This is a genomic window from Helicobacter muridarum, assembly GCF_000765805.2.
Classification (GTDB): domain Bacteria; phylum Campylobacterota; class Campylobacteria; order Campylobacterales; family Helicobacteraceae; genus Helicobacter_A; species Helicobacter_A muridarum.
In genome coordinates this window covers 59,956-82,024 of the sequence record NZ_JRPD02000004.1, presented here as the reverse complement: position 1 = coordinate 82,024, position 22,069 = coordinate 59,956, and the positions used below count along the sequence as shown (strand labels likewise).

At 31.7% G+C, this 22,069-nt stretch carries 22 protein-coding genes; 12 read left to right on the top strand and 10 right to left on the bottom strand.

Going from position 1 to position 22,069, the window contains the following annotated elements; translation table 11 throughout:
- Nucleotides 1–107: 107 nt before the first annotated feature.
- Entirely contained in the window at nucleotides 108–3,470 is a 3,363-nt protein-coding gene (locus LS73_RS03060; RefSeq protein ID WP_104692090.1) for a DEAD/DEAH box helicase, read from the bottom strand.
- A 326-nt stretch (nucleotides 3,471–3,796) separates the two neighbouring features.
- On the opposite strand from LS73_RS03060, the gene ndk reads away from it, so the two are divergent.
- The 5 genes from ndk to LS73_RS03035 all read left to right on the top strand — a co-directional run bounded on the left by ndk (nucleotide 3,797) and on the right by LS73_RS03035 (nucleotide 7,092).
- Nucleotides 3,797–4,210: a nucleoside-diphosphate kinase gene (gene ndk / locus LS73_RS03055; RefSeq protein WP_034558049.1), complete on the top strand. Its 414-nt coding sequence runs from the start codon at nucleotides 3,797–3,799 to the stop codon at nucleotides 4,208–4,210.
- A gap of 257 nt (nucleotides 4,211–4,467) precedes the next feature.
- Nucleotides 4,468–4,851: a hypothetical protein gene (locus LS73_RS03050; protein ID WP_034558048.1), complete on the top strand. Its 384-nt coding sequence runs from the start codon at nucleotides 4,468–4,470 to the stop codon at nucleotides 4,849–4,851.
- A 2-nt stretch (nucleotides 4,852–4,853) separates the two neighbouring features.
- Nucleotides 4,854–5,003: a 50S ribosomal protein L32 gene (rpmF, locus tag LS73_RS03045; protein WP_034558047.1), complete on the top strand. Its 150-nt coding sequence runs from the start codon at nucleotides 4,854–4,856 to the stop codon at nucleotides 5,001–5,003.
- Between the two features lie 6 nt (nucleotides 5,004–5,009).
- Nucleotides 5,010–6,011 carry a phosphate acyltransferase PlsX gene (gene plsX / locus LS73_RS03040; protein ID WP_104692089.1) on the top strand — a complete coding sequence of 334 codons (1,002 nt, stop codon included), beginning with the start codon at nucleotides 5,010–5,012 and terminating at the stop codon, nucleotides 6,009–6,011.
- 55 nt (nucleotides 6,012–6,066) lie between these two features.
- On the top strand, nucleotides 6,067–7,092 hold the full coding sequence (locus LS73_RS03035; RefSeq protein WP_034556812.1) for a beta-ketoacyl-ACP synthase III: 1,026 nt from the start codon (nucleotides 6,067–6,069) through the stop codon (nucleotides 7,090–7,092).
- 207 nt (nucleotides 7,093–7,299) lie between these two features.
- On the opposite strand, the gene glyS is transcribed toward LS73_RS03035, so the two are convergent.
- The 6 genes from glyS to LS73_RS03005 form a co-directional block, all read right to left on the bottom strand.
- Nucleotides 7,300–9,495, bottom strand: a complete 2,196-nt coding sequence (gene glyS, locus LS73_RS03030; protein WP_034556811.1) for a glycine--tRNA ligase subunit beta — start codon at nucleotides 9,493–9,495, stop codon at nucleotides 7,300–7,302.
- A gap of 97 nt (nucleotides 9,496–9,592) precedes the next feature.
- Nucleotides 9,593–10,294 (bottom strand): 5'-methylthioadenosine/adenosylhomocysteine nucleosidase, encoded by a 702-nt coding sequence (locus tag LS73_RS03025; protein ID WP_034556809.1) that lies wholly within the window; start codon nucleotides 10,292–10,294, stop codon nucleotides 9,593–9,595.
- Between the two features lie 52 nt (nucleotides 10,295–10,346).
- Nucleotides 10,347–11,807 (bottom strand): flagellar biosynthesis protein FlhF, encoded by a 1,461-nt coding sequence (gene flhF / locus LS73_RS03020; RefSeq protein ID WP_034556806.1) that lies wholly within the window; start codon nucleotides 11,805–11,807, stop codon nucleotides 10,347–10,349.
- A gap of 3 nt (nucleotides 11,808–11,810) precedes the next feature.
- Nucleotides 11,811–12,293, bottom strand: a complete 483-nt coding sequence (gene folK / locus LS73_RS03015) for a 2-amino-4-hydroxy-6-hydroxymethyldihydropteridine diphosphokinase (RefSeq protein WP_034556804.1) — start codon at nucleotides 12,291–12,293, stop codon at nucleotides 11,811–11,813.
- Nucleotides 12,294–12,528: 235 nt separating this feature from the next.
- Nucleotides 12,529–13,743 (bottom strand): acyl-CoA dehydrogenase family protein, encoded by a 1,215-nt coding sequence (locus LS73_RS03010; RefSeq protein ID WP_104692088.1) that lies wholly within the window; start codon nucleotides 13,741–13,743, stop codon nucleotides 12,529–12,531.
- 118 nt (nucleotides 13,744–13,861) lie between these two features.
- Nucleotides 13,862–14,539, bottom strand: coding sequence for a suppressor of fused domain protein (locus tag LS73_RS03005; protein ID WP_034558348.1), 678 nt, complete (start codon nucleotides 14,537–14,539; stop codon nucleotides 13,862–13,864).
- Nucleotides 14,540–14,678: 139 nt separating this feature from the next.
- On the opposite strand from LS73_RS03005, the gene LS73_RS03000 reads away from it, so the two are divergent.
- Both LS73_RS03000 and yihA read left to right on the top strand, forming a co-directional pair.
- Nucleotides 14,679–15,272, top strand: coding sequence for an FAD-dependent oxidoreductase (locus tag LS73_RS03000; RefSeq protein ID WP_034558346.1), 594 nt, complete (start codon nucleotides 14,679–14,681; stop codon nucleotides 15,270–15,272).
- 83 nt (nucleotides 15,273–15,355) lie between these two features.
- Nucleotides 15,356–16,048 carry a ribosome biogenesis GTP-binding protein YihA/YsxC gene (yihA, locus tag LS73_RS02995; protein ID WP_052089725.1) on the top strand — a complete coding sequence of 231 codons (693 nt, stop codon included), beginning with the start codon at nucleotides 15,356–15,358 and terminating at the stop codon, nucleotides 16,046–16,048.
- A gap of 247 nt (nucleotides 16,049–16,295) precedes the next feature.
- Here yihA and LS73_RS02990 read toward each other — a convergent pair whose 3' ends face one another.
- Together LS73_RS02990 and LS73_RS02985 are read right to left on the bottom strand one after the other, a co-directional pair.
- Nucleotides 16,296–16,664: a heat shock protein transcriptional repressor HspR gene (locus LS73_RS02990; protein WP_034558344.1), complete on the bottom strand. Its 369-nt coding sequence runs from the start codon at nucleotides 16,662–16,664 to the stop codon at nucleotides 16,296–16,298.
- 85 nt (nucleotides 16,665–16,749) lie between these two features.
- Nucleotides 16,750–17,628 (bottom strand): DnaJ C-terminal domain-containing protein, encoded by an 879-nt coding sequence (locus LS73_RS02985; protein WP_104692087.1) that lies wholly within the window; start codon nucleotides 17,626–17,628, stop codon nucleotides 16,750–16,752.
- Between the two features lie 247 nt (nucleotides 17,629–17,875).
- Between LS73_RS02985 and mqnP the strand changes: the two genes are divergently transcribed.
- From mqnP to LS73_RS02960, 5 genes are read left to right on the top strand one after another with little or no spacing between them, the layout of a single operon-like run.
- Nucleotides 17,876–18,760: a menaquinone biosynthesis prenyltransferase MqnP gene (gene mqnP, locus LS73_RS02980; RefSeq protein WP_034557823.1), complete on the top strand. Its 885-nt coding sequence runs from the start codon at nucleotides 17,876–17,878 to the stop codon at nucleotides 18,758–18,760.
- Nucleotide 18,761: 1 nt separating this feature from the next.
- Nucleotides 18,762–19,424, top strand: coding sequence for a hypothetical protein (locus LS73_RS02975; protein WP_034557824.1), 663 nt, complete (start codon nucleotides 18,762–18,764; stop codon nucleotides 19,422–19,424).
- A 10-nt stretch (nucleotides 19,425–19,434) separates the two neighbouring features.
- The gene (locus LS73_RS02970) at nucleotides 19,435–19,944 is read left to right on the top strand and encodes a DUF6115 domain-containing protein (protein ID WP_233708792.1); all 510 of its coding nucleotides are present in this window, start codon (nucleotides 19,435–19,437) and stop codon (nucleotides 19,942–19,944) included.
- Between the two features lie 21 nt (nucleotides 19,945–19,965).
- Nucleotides 19,966–20,547 carry a queuosine precursor transporter gene (locus LS73_RS02965; RefSeq protein ID WP_233708791.1) on the top strand — a complete coding sequence of 194 codons (582 nt, stop codon included), beginning with the start codon at nucleotides 19,966–19,968 and terminating at the stop codon, nucleotides 20,545–20,547.
- 10 nt (nucleotides 20,548–20,557) lie between these two features.
- Nucleotides 20,558–21,280, top strand: a complete 723-nt coding sequence (locus LS73_RS02960) for an arginyltransferase (RefSeq protein WP_034557826.1) — start codon at nucleotides 20,558–20,560, stop codon at nucleotides 21,278–21,280.
- 59 nt (nucleotides 21,281–21,339) lie between these two features.
- On the opposite strand, the gene LS73_RS02955 is transcribed toward LS73_RS02960, so the two are convergent.
- A complete protein-coding gene (locus tag LS73_RS02955; protein WP_052089580.1) occupies nucleotides 21,340–21,966 on the bottom strand; it encodes a DedA family protein in 627 nt (208 codons plus the stop codon).
- Nucleotides 21,967–22,069 lie beyond the last annotated feature (103 nt).

The window sequence follows — 22,069 nt, the reverse complement described above, 5'->3', positions numbered from 1 at the left end:
TATCTTAACTTATTTATAAAACTAATTGCAACATCAATACATAAAAATACGCTATTTTTAGGTGATTATCATTGTTTCATTAGAAATTTAATTATTGTGCTTTTTCTTTAGGATTCTTCTATTTTGTTGTATTTCGTGTGATTTTGAATTTGATTTTCATTTGGCTTATTTTTTAGCATTTTCTTTAGGTATTCTTTAATGGTTAAAATAATATCATCATCATCTTTTGTTGGGGAGTTCAATGTGATTCTTGAATTATCGTGGTAAATTAGTGAGATATTATGTGCCATATTGCTAATCGACTTAATTTGCAACTTGCTAGCTAGAGTCTTTATAATGATTAGTTCTAAGAATTGCGAGCTATATTTGTCTAATTTACCAAATCTCTCTTCTATTTCATGCTCAATCTCATACACTTCATATTCACTTTTGACTTGAGAGAGACGTCTATATAGCTCTAATCGCATACGCTCGCTAGTTATTAGAGAGCTATCTAGAAATGCGGAAATAGATAGTTTTAAATCAACCTTGTTATCATATGTGCTACTTTGTAAAAGGCTGTGCAATGTTTCCTCTAGCATACGAACATACATTCCAAAGCCTACTTGCTTGATATGTCCGCTTTGCGCTTGTCCTAATAGATTCCCACCTCCTCTAATTTCTAGGTCGCGCATAGCAAGATTCGCTCCACTGCCTAGATATGAGTTTTTCTCTAATGCTAAAAGTCTTTGCTTTGCGTCATTATTTAGATTCTCATTCACCAAAAAATAGCAAAATCCCACAGCCTTACCTCTACCAACTCTGCCTCTTAATTGATGTAAGTCAGCTATGCCAAAGTTTTCAGCATTATCTATTATGATGGTATTAGCATTTGGCAGATGAATTCCTGATTCCACTATTGAAGTACAAAGTAAGACATTATATTCATTATGTAAAAAATCTAGCATGCCTTTTTCTGTGTCTTTAGGGCTAACTTGGGAATGTAAAACTAAGATTTTAAGATTTGGCAATAAATCTAGCAAATATTTTTTTATGTTTGGCATTCTTGCTATGTTGTTGTAGATGTAAAATACTTGTCCACCGCGTCTTAGCTCTCGAATGATAACTTCCTTAATTAGAGAATCTTGTTTTTGCTTAACAAAAGTCTTATTCTCTTGCTTATATGTTGGAGGCGTTTGTAGATGACTGATTGCTTTGAGTTTTGAGTAAGCCATATTGAGAGTGCGAGGAATTGGAGTAGCAGACATTGATAATACATGTGTATTAATGCTTTTTTGCTTAAGTGTCTCTTTTTGTTTTACACCAAATTTATGCTCTTCATCAATGACTATCAAGCCTAGATTCTTTGCCTCTAGGTTAAATAGTGCGTGAGTTCCAATTACAATATGAATGTTTCCATTTGCTAAATCTTTTTGTAATATTTCCTTTTGTTTTTGGGTTGTAAATCTATCAATCTTTGCAATTCCTATTATCTTGCCATTTGGCAATATTATTTTTTTCATTCTTTCTTTAAAACTATCAAAATGCTGGTTGCAAAGCAGAGTAGTAGGCACAAGCACAAAACTTGTATATCCATTAATAGCACTTACAAAACAAATACTCATAGCAACTTCGGTTTTGCCAAATCCTACGTCGCCATTAAGTAATCTATCCATAACTTTTCCACTTGCTAAATCTTTAAAACTTTCGTGTATGGCAACCTCTTGATCTTTTGTAAGCTCAAATCCTCTTGCTTCTTCAAACTTACTGTATGCGATTAAATTTTGTGGAGATTGTAGTGAGATAATGGCTCCATTGCTTAGCTCTCTTTGTGCTTGCACTCTAATGATTTCATTGGCAATTTCTAGTAGTCTCTCCTTGATAGAATCTTTTAACCGTAAAAAGTTAGATTTACCCAATTTATCAAGTTTGATTATTGTATTGTCAAAGCTGGTATATTTTTCAATCATATTTAGATTTTCCACAGGTAACAGCAACTTATCATCATTGGCATATGTTATGCTAATAAAATCCTTTAATCCACCCATAATACTTACTTGCTGTATTGCTTGGAAGATTCCTACACCATATTCGTTATGCACCACGAAATCACCAACCTTTAGTGAATCTAAATCTAGCTTTATAGCTTTTTTTTGTATTCTTTGTGGTTTTTGTAGACTAATGAATATTTGTGTTTCTGATTGTATGTGCAAGTAAAATGGCGTTATAATGTTTTTGATATTTTTTGTAGATTCTATATATTGTGTTTGATTGTTATCTAAAAGATTCTTTATCAAAGCATTTGTAGGACTTAGAATCATTATTTGCTTATTTGCATTGAGCCTAATAGTGTTTGCCAGATTGCTTAAACGAAATGTATCCATATCTTTAAAGGATTTTGCATTCTTTAGAACTTTTATCTTGGCTGTATCGCTTAGTAATAGATCTTGATCAATATATTCAAGATTTTCTTTATATTCTATTATTGCTTTTGGAGTAAATATAGACGTATAATGCTTTAATAAATTAATACCGCCAATATCTTTAAGAAACCAAAATCCAACAGTATTAATACTTTTTTCTATTGCATATTGATAGCTATCGTTTGTGTTATCCATGGACTTAATTTTTGACTCTAAAAACAAGTAATCAGTGTCACTAAGGCTAAATAGGGCTGGATAAATTGTAATGCATTCTAATTCTTCTTTATTGCTTAGCTGTGTTTGATAATCAAAATAGCGAATACTCTCAATTTCTGTATCAAAGAAACTTAGTCGCACGGGCATATTAGTATTTGGTATAAATATATCTATAATGTCTCCTCTGTGAGAAAACTCTCCTTGCATTTCTACGATTTCTACATGTTCATAGCCATAGTGCAAAAGCTTTTCTGCTAGTTTATTTAATCCTAAATTATTAGTTCTATATTCTATGTTATAACTGTTTTTAAAATTAGATGGAATATTATCATCTCTACTTTGATTTAGATAGTTCGCATTGGCGATATTTTCTCCTAAACTAAGGTTAAAGCAACTAAGTAAATTAGCACTTGGCATAAAAGCCATAAGCGTTTGGACAGGTGAGACTAGAATCTGTTTACAATCATTTCTATACCATAATGAAAGTTTAGCAAATAGTTCTCTAAACTCCGAATAAAAACTCTGCATGCTATCAAATGGTTTTGCACGAATGTCTGGTAGTAATATTGGTAGCAATTCATCTTTTGTATTTTTTTGAGATAGTATGAAACTTAAAGCTTGATAACATAAATATGCTTCATCACTTCCGCAAAGAATAATCTTGGGTTTATATTGTTTAAGAGATTCTTCTGTATATTTGTGCAATAAGTTTACATCTTGTAGTTTGACACAACTAGATTTATTGCTAGCTGCATTATTAATTTCATTAGCATAATAGCAGCAGCACATAGAATCTTGCTTGGCAAAAGATTCATAAATAATACTTTGTATATTTGCTTGAAAAAGAGACATAGACTACTTCCTTGCGTATCTTGGATTAGCATATATAAATTTTAATGAAATAATTGATTGTAAAAAGCGTATTGTGTAAAATATATAATTATAACAGATAGATAGATGGCATAGGATTTATATTTGTAGCTAAATTATCTTTTATTTGGTTAAAACTTGATTTTTGATTGTTTTTAGTGTAGAATCTAACTTCACTTAAACAACGAACTTGGCATAGTTAAGAATCAATATAATACAAAGTTTGTATTATATTGATTCTTAACTATGCCATCTATCTATATTTGATGATGTGTTCGTTATTATTTAATTTAAGGAATATTGAGAATATGGAACAAACATTATCTATTATTAAGCCTGATGCTGTGAGGAAACAATTGGTTGGTAAGATAATTTCACGTTTCGAGGAGAACGGCTTAAGAATTGCTGCTATAAAAAAGCTGCATTTGAGTAAAGAAGAGGCTGGCGAATTTTATGCTATACATAAAGATAGGCCCTTTTTTAAGGATTTAGTAGATTTTATGGTTAGTGGACCTGTTGTTGTTATGATTCTAGAAGGCAGCGATGCTATAGCTAAGAATAGGGAATTAATGGGATCTACGAATCCAAAAGAAGCACAAGCTGGAACAATCCGTGCTGATTTTGCTGATAGCATTGATGAAAATGCTGTGCATGGAAGCGATTCTAAAGATAATGCAGCTATTGAGATTTCTTTCTTCTTCGCTAGACGTGAAATTTTTTAAGAGTTTGGTGTAAGTCTTTTTGAACCTTATTTCTATGTTTAATTATATTTTAGAATCTTTAGACAGCCTTAAACGTTAAGAAGCTTTATTCTTATTGTTTTGATTTGATGATGATTTTATTTTAGATTGATTATTAGTCCTAAAAGATTACTTAAGATTTTCTTAGCAGATTTTGGTTTGTAGTTATAAACTTGATACACATTGTGTAGATTAAAGTTTTAGATTTATTTTCTATGGTATTGATATAAGGTATCATAATGAGGATAGAGTTTAGAAAAGTGCTTTCTAATCCAAGGAAGATAGATTTTACTTGTAGTAGCGATTCTGGATTCTTAGAATCAGATGAAAGTGCATCTTTAGTTGGCAGTATAGAAAGGGTGGATTCTAGAATTATTAAATTTCAAGGGGAATTTTGTGCTAGACTTAAATTAGTTTGTGTGTTGAGTAGTGATCTCTTTTTTAAAACTATAAGGCAAGATTTGACTTTGTATTTTTCAGATGGAGTCTGGGATATACAAAGTCAAACATCAGATATTGATCCGTTAGAGGTTATAGAGTTTTTTGATGGATTTATAGATTTTGGCTTCATATTGCAAGGCGAAGTAGAATCCATTCGCCTAGATTATAATATTAAGGAGTAGTTATGGCAGTTCCTAAGAGAAGAGTTAGTAAAACAAGGGCGGCGAAGAGGCGCACGCATTATAGTGTATCTTTGGCAAAACCTATTAAAGATAAAGATGGTAGTTGGAAACTTCCTCACTTTATTAATAAATTTACACAGACATATAAATAGGGCGTTATGCTACGAATCGTATTGGACGCAATGGGGGCTGATAATGGTATAGCACCTGTTGTTGATGGCTTGCTTAGTTCATTGGAGAATAAGAATTTTCATGCCTTATTAGTGGGTGATGAGCTACTATTAAAGCCATTTGTTGATTCTAAACATTTGCCTAATGCTATCTTACAGAGAATACAAATAGTCCATACCAATGATTTTATGCAAATGACAGAGTCCGCTAGTATAGCCAATAAACGCGTAGATACTTCAATATATCAAGCTATACAATTATTAAAAAAAGGTGAGGCTGATGCTTGTGTGAGTGCGGGGCATAGTGGAGCGACCATGAGTCTTGCCACTTTACAGATCGGCAGGATACCTGGTGTTTCTAGACCTGCAATTTGTACTTGTATGCCAACGATTACCTCTAACCCAAGCATTATTCTTGATGCAGGAGCAAATACAGATTGTAAACCTGAATATCTCTTAGATTTTGCTATTATGGGGTTTCACTATGCTAAAAAGGTTTTAGGATATTCTAGCCCTAGAGTTGGTTTGCTTTCTAATGGAGAGGAAGATTCTAAAGGCAACGAATTAACGAAAGAAGCATTTAAGATGTTGAAACACTATGATTTTTTCAAGGGCAATGTTGAGGGTTCTGATATTTTTAATGGTAGTGTAGATGTTATAGTTTGCGACGGCTTTATGGGTAATCTTGTTTTAAAAGCTAGTGAGGGTGTAGCTAGTTCTATTGGTATCATACTAAAAGAACAAGTTAGAAAGTCATTTTTTAGCATGTTTGGTTATTTGTTCATGAAGCAAGCCTTTTCTTCTTTAAAGAAAAAGATAGATTATGCGGAATATGGTGGTGCCCCATTGCTTGGGGTTAAGAAGCCAGTGATTGTTAGTCATGGTAAAAGTAATGCTAGAGCTATTGAATGTGCAATATATCAGGCTGTCGTAGGTTGTGAAACTATGGTATGCGACATCATTCAGGAAGCTTTTAATCAAAATAAATAAGGCTAGTTTAAGTAGGTCTAAGTGCTATGCTTCAATATCAAAACAAGGAATCAGCATGTCAGTTTATGCTTCTATGAAATCTATTGCCTCTTATGTGCCCAGTCGTTGCGTTCCAAATAAATTTTTTACAAGTTTTTTGGAAACAAGTGATGAATGGATTGTGCAAAGAACAGGTATAAATACACGTTATTTTGCTCCTAGCCATCTGAAAAGTAGCGATTTGGGTGTAGAAGCGGCCAAATTGGCTATAAAAAGAGCTAATTTGAGTTCAAGTGATATTGACATTATACTTTGTGCTAGTATTAGCCCAGATTTTTTTGGTATGCCATCTACTGCTTGTATTATTGCTTCTAAGTTGGGAATGAAGGATATTCCAGCATTTGATATTACTGCAGCTTGTTCTGGTTTTGTTTATTGTCTGTCTATGGCAAAGTCATACATAGAGAGCGGTGCCTATAATAATGTATTGGTAGTGGGTGCGGAAAAAATAAGCTCAATTTTGGATTTCACAGATAGAAGCACTTGCGTACTTTTTGGAGATGGAGCAGGGGCTTGTGTAATTGGTCAAGGTGATAAAGTTGGCATAAAAGACGTTCATATCTCTTCAAATGGTGATTTTTCGCATTTGCTTTATACTCCTAAAAGCAATAATATGCCAAATAATTTTCAATCAGATATATCTATATTAGATGGAATAATAGAGGAGAAAGAGACAGAAAATCAATTTCTTAGAATGAAGGGCAATGAAGTATTTAAAGTTGCTGTTCGAACTATAAGCAAGGACGCAAAATATATGTTACAAAAGCATAATATTTTACCAAATGAACTAGATTATTTTGTACCCCATCAAGCTAATTTAAGAATCATACAAGCAATAGCTAATTCGCTTGAGTTACCAGATGAAAAAATTGTTTTAACTGTTCAGAAATATGGCAATACTTCCGCGGCTAGTATTCCTATGGCTTTGGATTTTGCCTATACTCATGGCATGTTTAAGAATCGGGATTTGTTATTATTGGATGCTTTTGGTGCTGGGTTTACTTGGGGTAGCGCGCTTGTTTATGCTGATTTTGCAGACTAGATTTTATATATTTTGTATTTCATGATAATTTTACTAAGTTATATTGGGTAGTAGCTTAGATGGTTAAAAATTAATTTTAACTTATTAATCTAAAAATATCAATTTAGCCCATATTGATATATCATAAATCTACTAACTATGGGCATATTTAATATTTTAGAAAATATAATGCTATAAGTAGATAATATCAACCTATGGTATAAAAAGCTATATTGCGATTTGGCACATATCGCCAAATTCTAGAAATTCATTAAATACGTCTTGGATTAGGCTAATTCTATTTTCACGTAATTTTAAATTTTCACAATTAATAAGGACATTCTCAAAAACATCGTCAAGGTTTTTCTTAAGGCTAAATAATAACTCTAGTTGCATTACTAGATTCTTGATATATTCTTGATGCAAGAAATCCTGCGCATTTAATGGCGATATATCGCTATTATGCTCTAGGATTATTTGTTTTTTTTGTTGTTTGTATACTAGGAGATTGTTATATAACTCTCTTTCGCTTTCTTCGAATAGTTCTGCATTAATCATGTTTTTTGTATCAACGGTTGAATTTAAAATATTTGCTACCCGCTTAAATGTGCTAATAACAGACCTTATATCAATCTTATCGCAATAGTTATTTAGGGCATAGATTCTATAAAACATGTCTACAATTCCAATATTAAGTTTCAATACAGCCCGTACAATACTTGGATTTATATGGTTACAGATTCCATAAATGCGCTCTAATATGAATTCATTTAATATTTTAGAATCGAGATTCGCATAATCTTTGCTATTCATAGCTAAGTTGCAAATATCAGATATTTTTAGATTATAGTTAAATTTTACACATATTCTAAGAAATGCGCTTGTTTGTCTACGCAAGGCAAATGGATCTTTTGAGCCAGTAGGAATCTTTTTTAAATGAAACAATGTAAATATGGTGTCAAGTTTTATAGCAAGATTGATAATTGCACTAAAATTAGAACTAGGCAAGGACAAATCCTTTCCATGTGGGAGATATTGTTCTCTTATTGCAAGGCACTCTCTTTCATTAAAGCCAATAATAGAGGCAAAATTCGCGCCCATGATTCCTTGTAGTTCTGGGAATTCTCCAACAGTTTGAGATAATAAGTCATTTTTAGCATGATATAATGTTTTTATAATACTTTGTAAGTCTTTGTTAATATCTATTTCAAGAGTTGCTTTTTGTTTATTTGATGCTTCTGAACATTGTTCTTTGATTGCATACAAAAGCTTTTCTACCAAAATCACCTCACGCTCTACTTTGTCTTGAAGATTTCCAGCTCCATCTATAAAACCAATATTTGTGAGGCTACCAAAGTTCATATTTGCCTTTATATCATTACGATAGAAGAATAGGGCATCTTCTAATCTTGCTCGAAGAACTTTTTCATTTCCTTTTAAAATCAAGTCAAAATTCCCCATAAAAGCATTGCTAACGACAATGAATCCAGCATATAAATTGTTAGTTTTAGATTCAAAGTTTTGAGGCTTTGTTCCATTATATATGGAAAAATATCGTTGATTTTCCTTCATAGAGGTGATGATTACTTCCTTTGGAATCTCTAAAAATTTATTATCAAAACGTCCTAATAGCACGGTTGGATATTCGGTGATAGCTATTACTTCATCTAGCAATTCTTTGTCAATTTCAATTTGCACATTATGCTTATCTTCTATCGTTTTGAAAGCTTTGATAATTATATCCTTACGTTCTTGTTGGTCTAGCACAACCCCATTATTACGTAAAATATGAATATAGGAATCTATACTATTAGCTCTAAGATTATCGTTTGATTTTACTGAATCGTATTTAATTCTAGCTTGCCTATGTGGAGTTATTATGTTGCTTCCTTGCACGCCATAGGCATTACAAGGAATTAGGTTGTTGTTGAGTAAAATGCAGATATTTCTAATTGGTCTAATAAAGCTTTGAGTATTATCCCCCCATCTCATGTTTTTCCCAAAGTGTAAACTGTTTAACCATTCTATAACCATATTGCTTAGAAGCTTTTTTGATTCTATCCCTTGTGAAACCTTTTCTATATAGATTATTTCTTTTTTATTTTTAATTTTAGTTGTAATATGTTCTTGCTTTATATTATTTTTAGATAGAAAGCTTAATAATGCTTTTGAAGGTGTTTTGTCTTCTTTGTAAGCTATATTGCTTGGCGGTCCATATAAAGAAATAATAGAGTCTTCTTGCCTTGCTGGAAAATTTCTATGAATAATGACTAGTCTTCTTGGAGTATAAAAAAAATCAAACTTTGATTCTAGTCTATTTTGTTTTAGAATCTCATTCCATTTCTCTTTACATGAGTTAAGATTATTTAATAAAGGAATGGCTGGTAACTCCTCTATTAGAATCTCAATTAATAATTCCATCATTAATGCTTCCTTAATAATTATTCTAGTTGTATAGCCTATAATTATTGCAATATCATCTTATATAGAGATAATCATTATATATTTTAAGCTAAGGTTTTTATATATGTTGGTTTAAAATCTTATCTATCATTCTGCTTACAAAATCCGCGCTAATTTTTGCGCTTGAATCCAAAAATTCATCAAAGCTAATACTAGCATCCATATCTGCAGCATCGCTAATAGATCTAAAGACGCAAAATGGAATCCCAAAATTATCACATACACAAGCTACACTAGCTCCCTCCATCTCTACTGCAATGGCATTAAACTTGCTAATAATAAATTCTTTTCTATTTTGATTTGCTATAAATTGGTCTCCACTTGCAATAATCCCTTCTTTAATTTCAATACCCATATCTTTGCCAATTTCATTGGCTAGCTTTCTTAAATTAGAATCTCCATCATAAAATAGTTTGCCTTCCGGGATAAATCCTAATGCGTGTCCGAAAGCTGAAATATCTACATCGTGCTGGCATAACTTAGTTGCTACAACCAAGTCCCCAACTCTTAAATCCTTTGTTAATGCTCCGGCTACACCACTAAAAATAATGATTTTGCAGTCAAAATGTAAAATCATCACTAACGCGCTAATTGCTGAATGCACCTTGCCTATTTTGCTATACGCTATGATTATATTGTGCTCGTTATACTTTATATTGTAGTAGGTGTTGCCACCTATGGTTGTTTCTTTGTGGTTATTATATTTCCCAATAAGGGGTGCGATTTCCTCTTTCATTGCTCCTATAATTCCAATAGTCATGATGCTCCTTTATGCAAATATGACAAGCATTTCAAATTCGCTTTCTAAATCCTTATGAATTTGGGTTGATAAAGCCATCTAATAGCCAATCAACTAGTGATTCATTGGTAGCTACAACTAAGTCTGTTGGGACTTCTTGTCCAACTGAAAAATAACTAATTGGTTTTTTTGTTTCATATGCCAATGAAAATATATTCCCAAGACCTCTACTCTCATCTAGTTTGCTAAATATTAGTGTATCTAGATTTAGTATTCCAAATGCATCATAGATGTCGCGCAGATCTTCAAACTTTGTAGTAGCACTCATGACAAGAGATGTGTTAATTTTATAATCACTTTGAAGATATTTTTTAATTTGTGATATCTTCTCACTGTCATTTTGACTTCTACCAGCTGTATCTATTAATATGTAATCACAATAGCGCAAAGAATCAAGGGCCTTTAAAAAATCTTCAGGAGCTATTACCATTTGTATGCTAATTCTCATTCGTTCTGCATACCATTCGAGTTGCTCTAATGCTCCAATTCTGTAACTATCAAGGGTTATAATTCCAACTTTTGCTTTTTTTTCTAATGAGAATCTTGCTGCTAGCTTTGCTAGTGCAGTAGTCTTGCCTACGCCAGTTGGACCAACAAGCATCATGATTTTCTTTGTCGTGTCTTTGCTTTCAGGTCTGCAATATATCATTTTGCGTAATACTTCTCTAAAGTAACGCTTAATAGTTAACGAATTTTCCCTCATTTTAAGAGGCATAAGCTCTAGGCTTAAACTCATTATTGCATCAAGATGTGCGTTAATAATGCCGCTTGTCTTGGCTATACGATATATCTCTGCAAACTCATATGGTATATTTATCCCTTCATTCTTCGGGCTTCTATCTTCCCATACCATATTCTGTATAAGCTTTAATTTATCATTTAGCTTGTCTAGTTCTTGCTTTATGCCTCTTAACTCATCTACATTGCTGCTATCCCTATTTCTTAGGTTCTGCTTTTCTTGAATCTTAGTATCAACTCTCTTATTTAGTCTGCCAATAGTGTCGCTTGCTTGAGCTATTGGATGATTAGTTTGACGAACAACTTGTTGAGAAGGAAGTAGATTTTGATTTCTCAAAACATTATTACTAAAGTTTAGTTTTACATCATCATTTTCTATCTCATTTGATAGTTCAGAAATCTCACGCACAGCACGACTTAGCTGATTACTAATGTTTTCATCAAAAAAGCTCTGGTTCTTCTGAGCTCTTTTTCTTTCTAGTTCTCTTTGCGCTATGTTATCTAATCTTTCTTGAATACTATTTGTCCTATTTTGGATTATTTCTTTTTCTTGAGTATTAAGACTGGCACCATCTTTTTCATCAACTTGCACTACAATCTCATATAATCCTGGCTCTGTTAGTGTTTTCTTTCGAATTGTTTTATTTTCTACTACTAGTGCCTCATCTCCATGCATAGCTTGCGCCCTTTTAAGTGCTTCTGTTGGCGTTTCTCCCGAATAAGTATATAGTTTCATATATTAACCTATATGGAATCTCAAAGTGGATATAACACTTTGTCTATTTACGTAATCTATATGTGGGATATGCATATGATTTAGACGAATTTTTTTATTATTATAAAAAATTATGTCAATATCAAGTGTACGAGGAGCATTTCTAAAGATTCTTCTTCGCAATCTACCAAATTTACGCTCAAGATATGAAAAGAGCACAAATATACTCCTAATGTCAAGGCTAGTATATATAATCATGGAAGCGTTATAAAAATCTGGTTGTTTGACATAGCCAAATGGCGAATTTTTATATATATGAGATGTAGCGTAAATAGCAATGCTACGGTGTTTTTGTAAAAACATAAAAAGATTCTCAAATGTTTGAATACAACAACCAATATTAGCTCCTATATTGCAAATAACCTGATTGTTTAGTGATATGTTAGTTGATAGTATTTGTTTATAACCAGAGCATATATAAGGAAAATGCTTGCTAAATATTTTCACAAAAACTCCTAAAATACACAGAAGCTAATTAACTTCGCAATTTAGAATTATAGCTAAAAAAAGAACATTTTGTATTGTGAAGTATGAAAAAAGCGTAAAACCAAACCAATATTATCTATCAAAGATAGCCGCTATATGGGCTTAAACATATATTTATATTGTTAGAAATTGTTATTTATGTTATTAGAATAATGCCTTTAGCTTATTGTCCATTTGTATAACTATCTTATATGCTTCATTTGATGTTTGCTAAGCTTTCTTTCCATTGCTTCATTACTCCTCTTCCTTGACTTATGTCATATAGCTCTTTTTGTAGGTGTTTGATTGATGGTGTTACCATAGCGATAAAATAAGATTCTCTTAATAATCTCTCAACATTGCTGCCTTTTATATAGCCTTTAGCCCCTGAATACAGACAAGCAGCATTGCTAGCTTTAAGTGCTAATTTAGAAAACTCTAGTCGCGTATTTAACACATCTAACATATATTCCTTGCTATCGCTTTTGTATGGTGTCTTTGCAAGCTCGATAGCCTTATTTGCTAGTAATTGATAGGAATCTTCTAACTCATTTTCACTAATATTAAGGAATCTATTTATATGTGAATGAGTTATATTTGACTTTTTCATCTGTTTTAAACATGAAGAGATAATACCTATGCCCATACCCATTTGCAATATAATAAATCCGGCTGTAATGCTAATTAATATGGATTCGGCAGGATTTGCGATACAGTCGCTTTCAGGCATAAAATAATCTTTAAATTTAACAGACTTTGTCGCGCTACCATCTAAACCTATAAAACTAATATTATCTCCTAATGCTATACCTTTATCTTCTTCACAACGAACTAGCCCCATGACAAATCTTGTATTTGATATACCATTTGTAACTGGAAATATAGTTGCAAATACATGACCATATTCAATATTAGATACCCAAGGAAGCATTCCTTTTATAATATAGCCTTGATCTACCTTATTGGCTTTCAAAGAATTATTTTCAATATTTGCATATGATTTCATTGGATTTGATAGTCCTGTTCCGCCAAGTAAGCAACCTTTATGCACGGTTTCTAAAATCTCATCTCTCAAGGTTATGTTTTTGCTATTGGCAAGATACCATGAGAGAGCTTGCTGACACCAAACGCAAAATCCTGTTGTTCCGCATATTGAGGAGATAGCAGAGATACTTTTCAATGCTTGGACTAGGAAGCTAGAAAAATCACTTTTATTGGCTTTAGGTTTTAAATTGCTAATGATATCTATATCATTAATAATTTTGGTGCTAGCAATATTGTTGGTGAAATATCCTTGTTTTGCTAAAGCCCTTAGAATATGTTTGGGATAATAACCTCTATCAATCTTTTTTACTTTGCTGCTTAATGAGGACTTTATATCAGAATCTAATACAATTCCAAAGTTATCTTTTGCAATTTGTGTTGCATTCATTATATCTCCTATGAAGTATGGTTATAAATTATAAAGCTAATAGCTATAAAGATTACTAAATATAGATATTTTATAATTTAAATAACTTTTAAATACGATATTTATTATATCTAAATATTTATATATAGTTTTTATCTCTTTGCATATTTGTTACTAGATATGGATTGTCTTCTTGCATTCTATGGACTAGCTTTTGTATTTCAGCCTTACTTGCTTCTTCATCTTCAAATCTAGCAATATGTTCAAGCTCTTTTTGTGTTATACCAACTAGTTGTAAGAAATCTAATCGCCCATGTGGTGTATTTGAGCTTAATATCTCTGTATCATATACTACAATTAAACCAGTTATTTGAGAATTACTAACTCTGTCTATTGGTTTATTATCGCCAGCTATGAATTGTAGATTCTGCAAGAAATTTTCTTTAGTATTGGTTAAAAACGCTAAATTAGCAAATATATTAAACACCCAAAGACAATCTTGTGGATTCTTACTCATGAGCTTAAATGTCATCTCATATCCCCAGCCACTCCATTCGCCGCCAAATGATTCTTCATTTACATATAGTTCACTCATGCCATAAGTTACAATATGAGAGTAGCCATGTTCAGATTTGTATATACTATATCCATCTAGGTATTGATCACCACCAAGATTTGCTCTCGATACTAAATTTGTTGCATAATGTTTTGGTTTTTGTTCATGATAGATAGATTCAAACGCCCGATCTATTGCTTCCCAGCCTGGAGTCCAATCTTCATTTTCTTTGGCATATTGTTTATACTGCTCTAAGGTCATAAATGTTCCTTTTTTTCTTTTTTAGAAAATGTCGGTTATTTTATACTAAGTTAGGTTGAGTTTTGTTTAAAACATTTATCTGCAAATTAACATTTTTTATTATAAAATTAATATTTATTTTTATATTTAAGGATAAATTATGAAAAAATCAATTATTATTATAGGTGGGAGTATTGCAGGTTTAAGTGCAGCGTTGGTGTTAGCTTCAGCTAAGAGCACAGAATTGGATTTTGATATTAGTATTATTGATGATAATAAGGCTGATTTGAATGCAGCAGCAATTTATAATGTGCCACTATTTCCGCGTGCGATTACAGGTAAAGAAATTATTGAGCAGACAAAAATGCAAATTGATTCTTTACTTAAAGTTGAATACATTGTTGGAACTGTTAGTGATATTTTGGGCAAAAAGGGCGATTTTCAAGTAAAAGGATATAATATAAATAAAAGCGCAGATTATATAATTCTTGCTACAGGGGCTAGCAGATTTGATATTAATGGTTTAGGAGATATTATTAGAGCACATACTCTTATGAATAAACCAAACAAAATAAAGTTACATTGGAATGGTAGACAGGAAGTTAAGGATGGAATATATGTCGCTGGATTAGCATCTGGTGTTACAACAATGGTTACATGTGCTATGGGTAGTGCTGTGGAAGCTGCTTGCGCGATTCTTAGCGATATCAATGGGGAGATTACTATTGTGCACGATACACCTACTTCACGCTAGTCTAGCTTTCTATTAATCAAGTTTTATGCAGCTTATTTGTGTTATGATTGTAAAGTATTATTCCTTAATAGCGAGGTGTCATAGTGCAATATGTTGCAGATACTAGTATTTTTATAGATTCTAATGTTATGATACGTCCACTTCATTCAAAATTTATTAAGTCTGCTAGCAATATTTTAGAATCTATTCCAAGCCAATATACAGAAATAGCAATACTTGGTCGCAGCAATGTAGGAAAGAGCTCTTTTATTAATAAAATCTTAAACGCCAAGCTTGCTAAAAGCTCTAGCACTCCTGGCAAAACTAGATTAATCAACTTTTTTCAAACTACTTGGGAGATACGAGGAACTAACACTAATTCTACCTTAGGATATGCTTATAAATTGCCATTGGTTATTATTGATCTTCCTGGTTTTGGTTATGCAAAAGTTGATAAGAAGCAAAGGCAGCAATGGGATAGAAATTTAACTGATTTTTTGCAACGACGAAATAGTATTAAGTTGTTTTGTCATTTGATTGATTCAAGACATAGAGATCTAAATATAGATAAGCAAATTCGTGATTTTCTAGATACTATAAGCTTTGGTAATGCTTGTCAGGTTTTGGAGATATATACAAAAAGCGATAAGTTGGCAAAAAATGAATTGAGAAAATTACGCCTTGAGGGTAAGCTAGAATGTCAATCTTTTAAATATGACTGCAAGCTTTTGCAAGGAATCTATCGATCTATTGTAGTTAAGAGTTTAGGTATGGATATTCTTTTGGCTAAATGTTGATGGTTGGCTTTTTATAATTTTAGACGACTTGGTTAGTAAACTTTAATATGATTCCATTTCTTAATTTCTCATTTGTCTTATAGTTTTGTGTTTTTATGGAGCTATTTATTGCGTTGAAGAGGTTAGATAAGCTCTAGTTTTTGCATTTTGTATTAATTTTATCATTTCATTTATAGGCTTTATATTATGTCTTATTATTTTTTATTAACATTTTGCAGAATCGGTATTTAATAATAAAGAAGTTTATTTATTTTTTTGATAATATAACGATCTCATAAGAGCTTTTTGTAATTGTTAAGTCGCTTGAGGTTGCTCCTTGTTTCTTGTGTATATTACTGCGTAAATCATCATTCATGCTATCTAATTCGTCCATACGTTCCTTTAATCGTAAAATAATATCTACTCCAGCAAGATTTACGCCCAAGTCTCTTGTTAATTTTAGGATTGTCCTAATCTTATCCATATCTCGCTGTGAATATAGCCTCATTTTACCATCTGTCCTTGATGGTTCAATTAAGCCTTCTTTCTCATACTGGCGTAATGTTTGTGGGTGTATTTCAAGAATCTTAGCTACAACGCTAATTGGGAATACAGGCTCATCATATCCAGCTTCCATAGGAACTCCTTAGAATGTGCGTTGAAATACATTAGTAATCTTAACATAAAACTTTGGGCTTTGAATTCGATTTGTGCTAGTGATTTTATAGCTCTTTTAACATTAAGTTCTTAAGCTCCGGACTAAGATCATCGCTATTTGGTAATAATGCTCTCAATTTCAACAAAAGATCTCCTTGTTTTCCATTTTTTCTATCTTTGAATCCCATTCCTTCAACGCGCATTTTTAACCCACTTTGCACATTTTTTGGGATTTTTATCGTTATGTCTTTTTGTATTGTATTTACAACCATATCACCACCAAATAGCATAATTTTCAGAGGAACATAGATTTCTTGAATGAGGTCGATTCCATCAATTTCAAAGTTTTTCTCCGTAGATATGTTTATTGTTATTATTGCATCTCCTGTAATGTTTCCTAGTTTTCTGCCTTTACCTTTTGCCCTTAGCTTTGTTCCATTTGAGATTCCTTCTGGAATCTTAAGCTCGAAGCTAGAGTTATTTAATGTAAATTTTAAATTTCCTCCTATAATTGCTGTTTTAAGAGGTATTTTTGTGCTCGCTTCAATATCTAAGTCAATATCATTATTATATTCTCCAAAGTTACCAAAGTTAGCATATCCACCAAAGCCGTTAAAGCTAGAACCATTACGATTGTAACCGCCAAAGTTGCCAAATATGGCATTAAGAAGATCATTTAAATTTTGACCTTTATGATGACGAGAGAAATCTCCAAAGCTTTGCCCATTAAACATAGAATCCCCATATTGGTCATATGCTGCTTTTTTTTCCGAATCGCTTAGTATCTCATATGCTGCATTGATTTCTTTGAATTTCTCCTCAGCTTCTGGAGATTTATTTACATCTGGGTGATATTGCCTTGCTAGCTTTCGGTAAGCTTTCTTTATTTCATCATTGTTTGCATTTTCCGAAATACCAAGAGTTTCATAAAGACTTTTTGCCATGTCAAATCCTTAAAACTATTCTTTAGTGAAAGTATAATATAAAATTTTAGCTTAATACTATAAAGTTTATTTAGTTTTATTGTCTATGTTTATTTTTTATCTGAATGATATTGATTTTTATGCTATATCTCTATATAGTTATAGAAGCTTGATTTTAGCTGTCTTTTATGTTATAGTTAAAAGCTTTGCGTAAGCCAAATAGTGCTGTGCTTACAATACTTAAATCAAGGGCGGTGAGCTATCAGTTATGACAATAAGAAAAATATGGCATAGATTACAAGTATTTAGTGAATTGGTAGCATTTGAGCATACTATATTTAGTGCGAGTTTTATACTAATAGCTATGGTTGTTTCCTCAAATGCAGTCAATGATAATGGATTCTTTGGCTTTAAGGTTTTATTTTTATGTGTTATTGCCTTAGTTAGTGCTAGGAATTTTGCTATGGCTTTCAATAGGTTTTGTGATAGGGATATTGACATTACTAATAATCGCACCAAGAATCGCCCAAGCGTTGATGGTAGGATTTCAGTTATTTCATTACTCGCATTTTGTATTCTAAATATCATTGCATTTGTATTAGTAAGTTATTTTATCAATGATTTAGCATTTATGCTATCAGTTCCATTTCTTATTATTATTGGATTTTATAGTCTAATGAAGAGATTCTCATATTTAGCCCATTGGGTTTTAGGATTGTCTCTTGGTTTAGCACCTCTTGCTGGTGATATTGCTGTAAGCGGAGATTTGCATATTTGGACTGCGTTTTTATGTTTAGGTGTGTTATTTTGGGTTGCTGGTTTTGACTTGATTTATTCGTTACAAGACATAGAGCACGATAAGGCTAATGGACTATATTCTGTGCCATCTAGATTTGGCTTAGATAATGCCTTGAGCATATCTAGAATTTCGCATATTTTGGCAATATTTTGTTGGGCCATATTTCTTAGGTGTAGTCAAACATATAATCTAGCAATTATAGGATTATTGTTAGCTGCTATTATGTTGGTTTATGAGCATGTGATAGTTTGCAAGGATTTACACAATATTCCAAAGGCGTTTTTTGTTACTAATGGTTATTTGGGATTTGTATTCTTGTTTTTTATCATCTTAGATAGTGTAGTGAGGTTTTGATATGGAGTTTCAAACTCGATTAGTAGAATCTAGATTGCAAATTGAATTTCAGCTTTTAGATGAGGATCTGAATCCCAAAGCTCTAGAAGAGTATCATACTATAACGCAGATTCACAATAATTCTATTGAAAAATGGTTGAGTTCACTAAAATCAAAGAGCGGTGATTGTAAGTGTGGGGGTGGGACATTTATACTAGGTGAAATGTTAGTGCAAATTTATAAAAAACTAGAGCATATTGAGAATCTTATATCTGGAAATGCTATAAAATATATAGACTTAGAACATATCTCCCATACATATAAGCTTGGTCATGGTATTGTTGTGTTACAGAGCAGCGATATTGGTGCGCAGGAGAAAGGCAACTTGCCAGATGTTTTAGTAAATTCTAATCTTAGTGTCTATTCACATTCTACAAATGCAACCAACATTTCCAATCAACCTCAAGAATCCCATGGCAAAAATTTGCTTGTATGGAGACAATATTATGTAAGATTATTTTTACCTACATTTCCTGCTCGTTATGTTCCATTATTTGCAGAGGGCTTGGATATTGATGTATTTCGTATTACAAAGATAGGTGAGAGAGATTTAAAAGATTATGATGGCTATATAATGAGTGTAGAGAGAGAAATGCTTAAAGCGCGTAAATCCGATATTTACTAGGGGAATGAATATGACAGATTCATTTGTTAATATAAGCTATGAAACAATGAGTGTGATTATTGCTTTATGTTTTATTATAGTAGTTATTATTATTTTACTTTATATAATGACGAAAGAGAAAGAAACTTATAAGAAGATTATTCAGCTAGAACACTCAATCGAAGATATAAATAAAGAAATTTATAAGATACAGAAGTGGATTGTAGAATCTGAAAAGTCTAGAGATTCTAGTAAATATAACGACTTACTGAAAATTATCACAGAACATAAAAGTGACATAAACGCCTTGCAACATGGTTTACAAAGTGATAGAGATTATTTTGAGGACAAAATTCTTATACTTGAGGAGAAATTACGTTCTCTTGGACATTTTAATACTCCAACACAACAAAGAAATGAAAAACAGATCATTGATATGTTTAAAAATGGTTACACCATTGATGCCATAGCCAAAGATCTTTATATGAGTAAGGGGGAGATAGAATTTGTGTTAAAACTCTCCGAGTTAAATGCTAAATAAAAAGTCAAATAAGGAAGTATAATGAATTCCTATCAACCAGTAGAATCTAAGATGAGCAAAACGGTATTTTGGTTAACAGTATCAATATTTGTTTGTATTATTACTATTTCTAATATGCTTGTTAGTTTTAGAATCATGGATACACATGTTACATATGGTGCGCTTACATATCCATTATCTTTTTTGTTAATGGATATATTAAGTGAGAAATATAGTCGCAAGGAAGTGCTTAGAACGCTTAGGTTTGGGTTATTTTTTGCATTTATCACATCTGTATTTATAGTTAGCGACCCTAGAATTGCATTTGCTAGCATATTGGCGTTTTTTGCTTCTCAATTTCTTGATGTATTTGTTTTTTATAAATTAAAAGAGAAGTTTCCATCACTATGGTGGCTACGCAATGGTGTAAGTACTAGTATTGCGCAGTGTATTGATACCTTTATATTTTTTCATATAGCGTTTTTATTTGTTTTGCCTTATTATGATGTTTTTATGTTATTTTTATTTGATTATCTAGTAAAATCTGTGATAAATCTACTTGATATTCCTATTTTTTATTTAATAGCAATAAAAACTTATAATAAAATAAAGTTTTTTCGTTAGTTGGAATAATATGGAGTATTTTGATTTTTTTTCTGAATTACATCCTTGTTCATATTTTGAGGAGCTTCAAAGCCAATTTCGCTATCTATGTATTAAGGATTGCACTCCTTATTTTTATAATGGCTTGTTAGCTAGAGGATATAGACGTTTTGGTGAATATTACTTTGTACCTCAATGTTTTGGTTGTAATAGATGCATTACTATTAGGAATCTAGTCCAAGAATTCAATATGACTTCTAGTATGAAAAAAGTAATGAAAAAGAATATTAATACTTTGATACAAATTAGACGTCCACTAACAAATGATGCTAGGGTATGCCTGTATCTTAAATATCATAATAAAATGATGTATAAAAAGGGCTGGAGTATGAATAGCATTGATATGGATAGATATACAAGCTCATTTGTATCTGGTAGTGAGTTTTTTGGATATGAGATGTGTCTCTATCGTGAAGGGCATTTGGTTGGGGTTAGCTATTTTGATATTGTGGAAGATTCTATGAGTGCTAATTACTTTTTCTATGATCATGATTTTGAAAAGTTGAGCTTAGGAACATTAAATATATTATTATTACTAAATCTAGCTAGAAAACTTAAGTTAAAATATTTTTATCCTGGTTATTGGATTAAGGGGCATAAGTCTATGGGCTACAAGGAGAGATTCAAACCATTTGAGGCTTTATTAAATGAGGCAGACTTCTTTGATAGGACATATTGGAAGAGATATGATTAGCAGTACTGTTGCTAATAGTTATTTTGTTTAACTTTATATTAAATTAAATTTTCTTATTATTATTCTAATTTACTTCTATTATCAATTAGCTGTATATTATTATCTTTTGATAGTCGCTTACGTATATAACTAATAACTGTGAATATTGTAATGAGTGTTAGCAAAATAATAGCAAATAAATATGGATATTGAAGTAAAAATTTTAATATAGGTAATAGCATACCTGTCGCATAGAATCCAAGTAACCCTAAGCTGATGCCCCAAATGATACACGCAATGAAGTTGATACATAAAAACTTTATCAAGCTATATTTACTAATGCCAACAGCTATGGGGACAAATGTTCTAAAACCATGTATGAATTTGCTAATTAGGAAAATTATCCAATCATATTTCTTTATCATGATTTGTAGGTAGGCTAATTTTCGTTTATGTTTTTTAAAAATTTTAAAAACTTCGCTTTTTTGTGTTCTAGCAAATACACAAAAAAGTGAGCTTCCAATAACATTTCCGCAAATTGCCAACAAGATACTAATGCTTAAATCAAACTTCCCTAGAGATGAGAATACGCCAGCTGTTATGATTCCAATATATCCTCCACCCACAGAGTATAGAAATAGAATCATATAGCCAAAACTTTCCAAGTTGTTATGATCCTTTAGCAATTCAATCACTTCGTTTTCCATATATCTCCCTGCTTTTAATATTTTAGCTAACAATTATAATAAGTTTTATTAAACTTAAATAGTATTACCAAAATGCTAGAACTTTCCCAACAATAAGGATTCC

Excerpts from the sequence above, each read along its gene's own strand:
- LS73_RS03060 (WP_104692090.1), bottom strand. The coding sequence starts at position 3,470 with ATGTCTCTTTTTCAAGCAAATATACAAAGTATTATTTATGAATCTTTT.
- ndk (WP_034558049.1), top strand. The coding sequence starts at position 3,797 with ATGGAACAAACATTATCTATTATTAAGCCTGATGCTGTGAGGAAACAA.
- LS73_RS03050 (WP_034558048.1), top strand. The coding sequence starts at position 4,468 with ATGAGGATAGAGTTTAGAAAAGTGCTTTCTAATCCAAGGAAGATAGAT.
- rpmF (WP_034558047.1), top strand. The coding sequence starts at position 4,854 with ATGGCAGTTCCTAAGAGAAGAGTTAGTAAAACAAGGGCGGCGAAGAGG.
- plsX (WP_104692089.1), top strand. The coding sequence starts at position 5,010 with ATGCTACGAATCGTATTGGACGCAATGGGGGCTGATAATGGTATAGCA.
- LS73_RS03035 (WP_034556812.1), top strand. The coding sequence starts at position 6,067 with ATGTCAGTTTATGCTTCTATGAAATCTATTGCCTCTTATGTGCCCAGT.
- glyS (WP_034556811.1), bottom strand. The coding sequence starts at position 9,495 with ATGATGGAATTATTAATTGAGATTCTAATAGAGGAGTTACCAGCCATT.
- LS73_RS03025 (WP_034556809.1), bottom strand. The coding sequence starts at position 10,294 with ATGACTATTGGAATTATAGGAGCAATGAAAGAGGAAATCGCACCCCTT.
- flhF (WP_034556806.1), bottom strand. The coding sequence starts at position 11,807 with ATGAAACTATATACTTATTCGGGAGAAACGCCAACAGAAGCACTTAAA.
- LS73_RS03010 (WP_104692088.1), bottom strand. The coding sequence starts at position 13,743 with ATGAATGCAACACAAATTGCAAAAGATAACTTTGGAATTGTATTAGAT.
- LS73_RS03005 (WP_034558348.1), bottom strand. The coding sequence starts at position 14,539 with ATGACCTTAGAGCAGTATAAACAATATGCCAAAGAAAATGAAGATTGG.
- LS73_RS03000 (WP_034558346.1), top strand. The coding sequence starts at position 14,679 with ATGAAAAAATCAATTATTATTATAGGTGGGAGTATTGCAGGTTTAAGT.
- LS73_RS02990 (WP_034558344.1), bottom strand. The coding sequence starts at position 16,664 with ATGGAAGCTGGATATGATGAGCCTGTATTCCCAATTAGCGTTGTAGCT.
- LS73_RS02985 (WP_104692087.1), bottom strand. The coding sequence starts at position 17,628 with ATGGCAAAAAGTCTTTATGAAACTCTTGGTATTTCGGAAAATGCAAAC.
- mqnP (WP_034557823.1), top strand. The coding sequence starts at position 17,876 with ATGACAATAAGAAAAATATGGCATAGATTACAAGTATTTAGTGAATTG.
- LS73_RS02975 (WP_034557824.1), top strand. The coding sequence starts at position 18,762 with ATGGAGTTTCAAACTCGATTAGTAGAATCTAGATTGCAAATTGAATTT.
- LS73_RS02970 (WP_233708792.1), top strand. The coding sequence starts at position 19,435 with ATGACAGATTCATTTGTTAATATAAGCTATGAAACAATGAGTGTGATT.
- LS73_RS02965 (WP_233708791.1), top strand. The coding sequence starts at position 19,966 with ATGAATTCCTATCAACCAGTAGAATCTAAGATGAGCAAAACGGTATTT.
- LS73_RS02960 (WP_034557826.1), top strand. The coding sequence starts at position 20,558 with ATGGAGTATTTTGATTTTTTTTCTGAATTACATCCTTGTTCATATTTT.
- LS73_RS02955 (WP_052089580.1), bottom strand. The coding sequence starts at position 21,966 with ATGGAAAACGAAGTGATTGAATTGCTAAAGGATCATAACAACTTGGAA.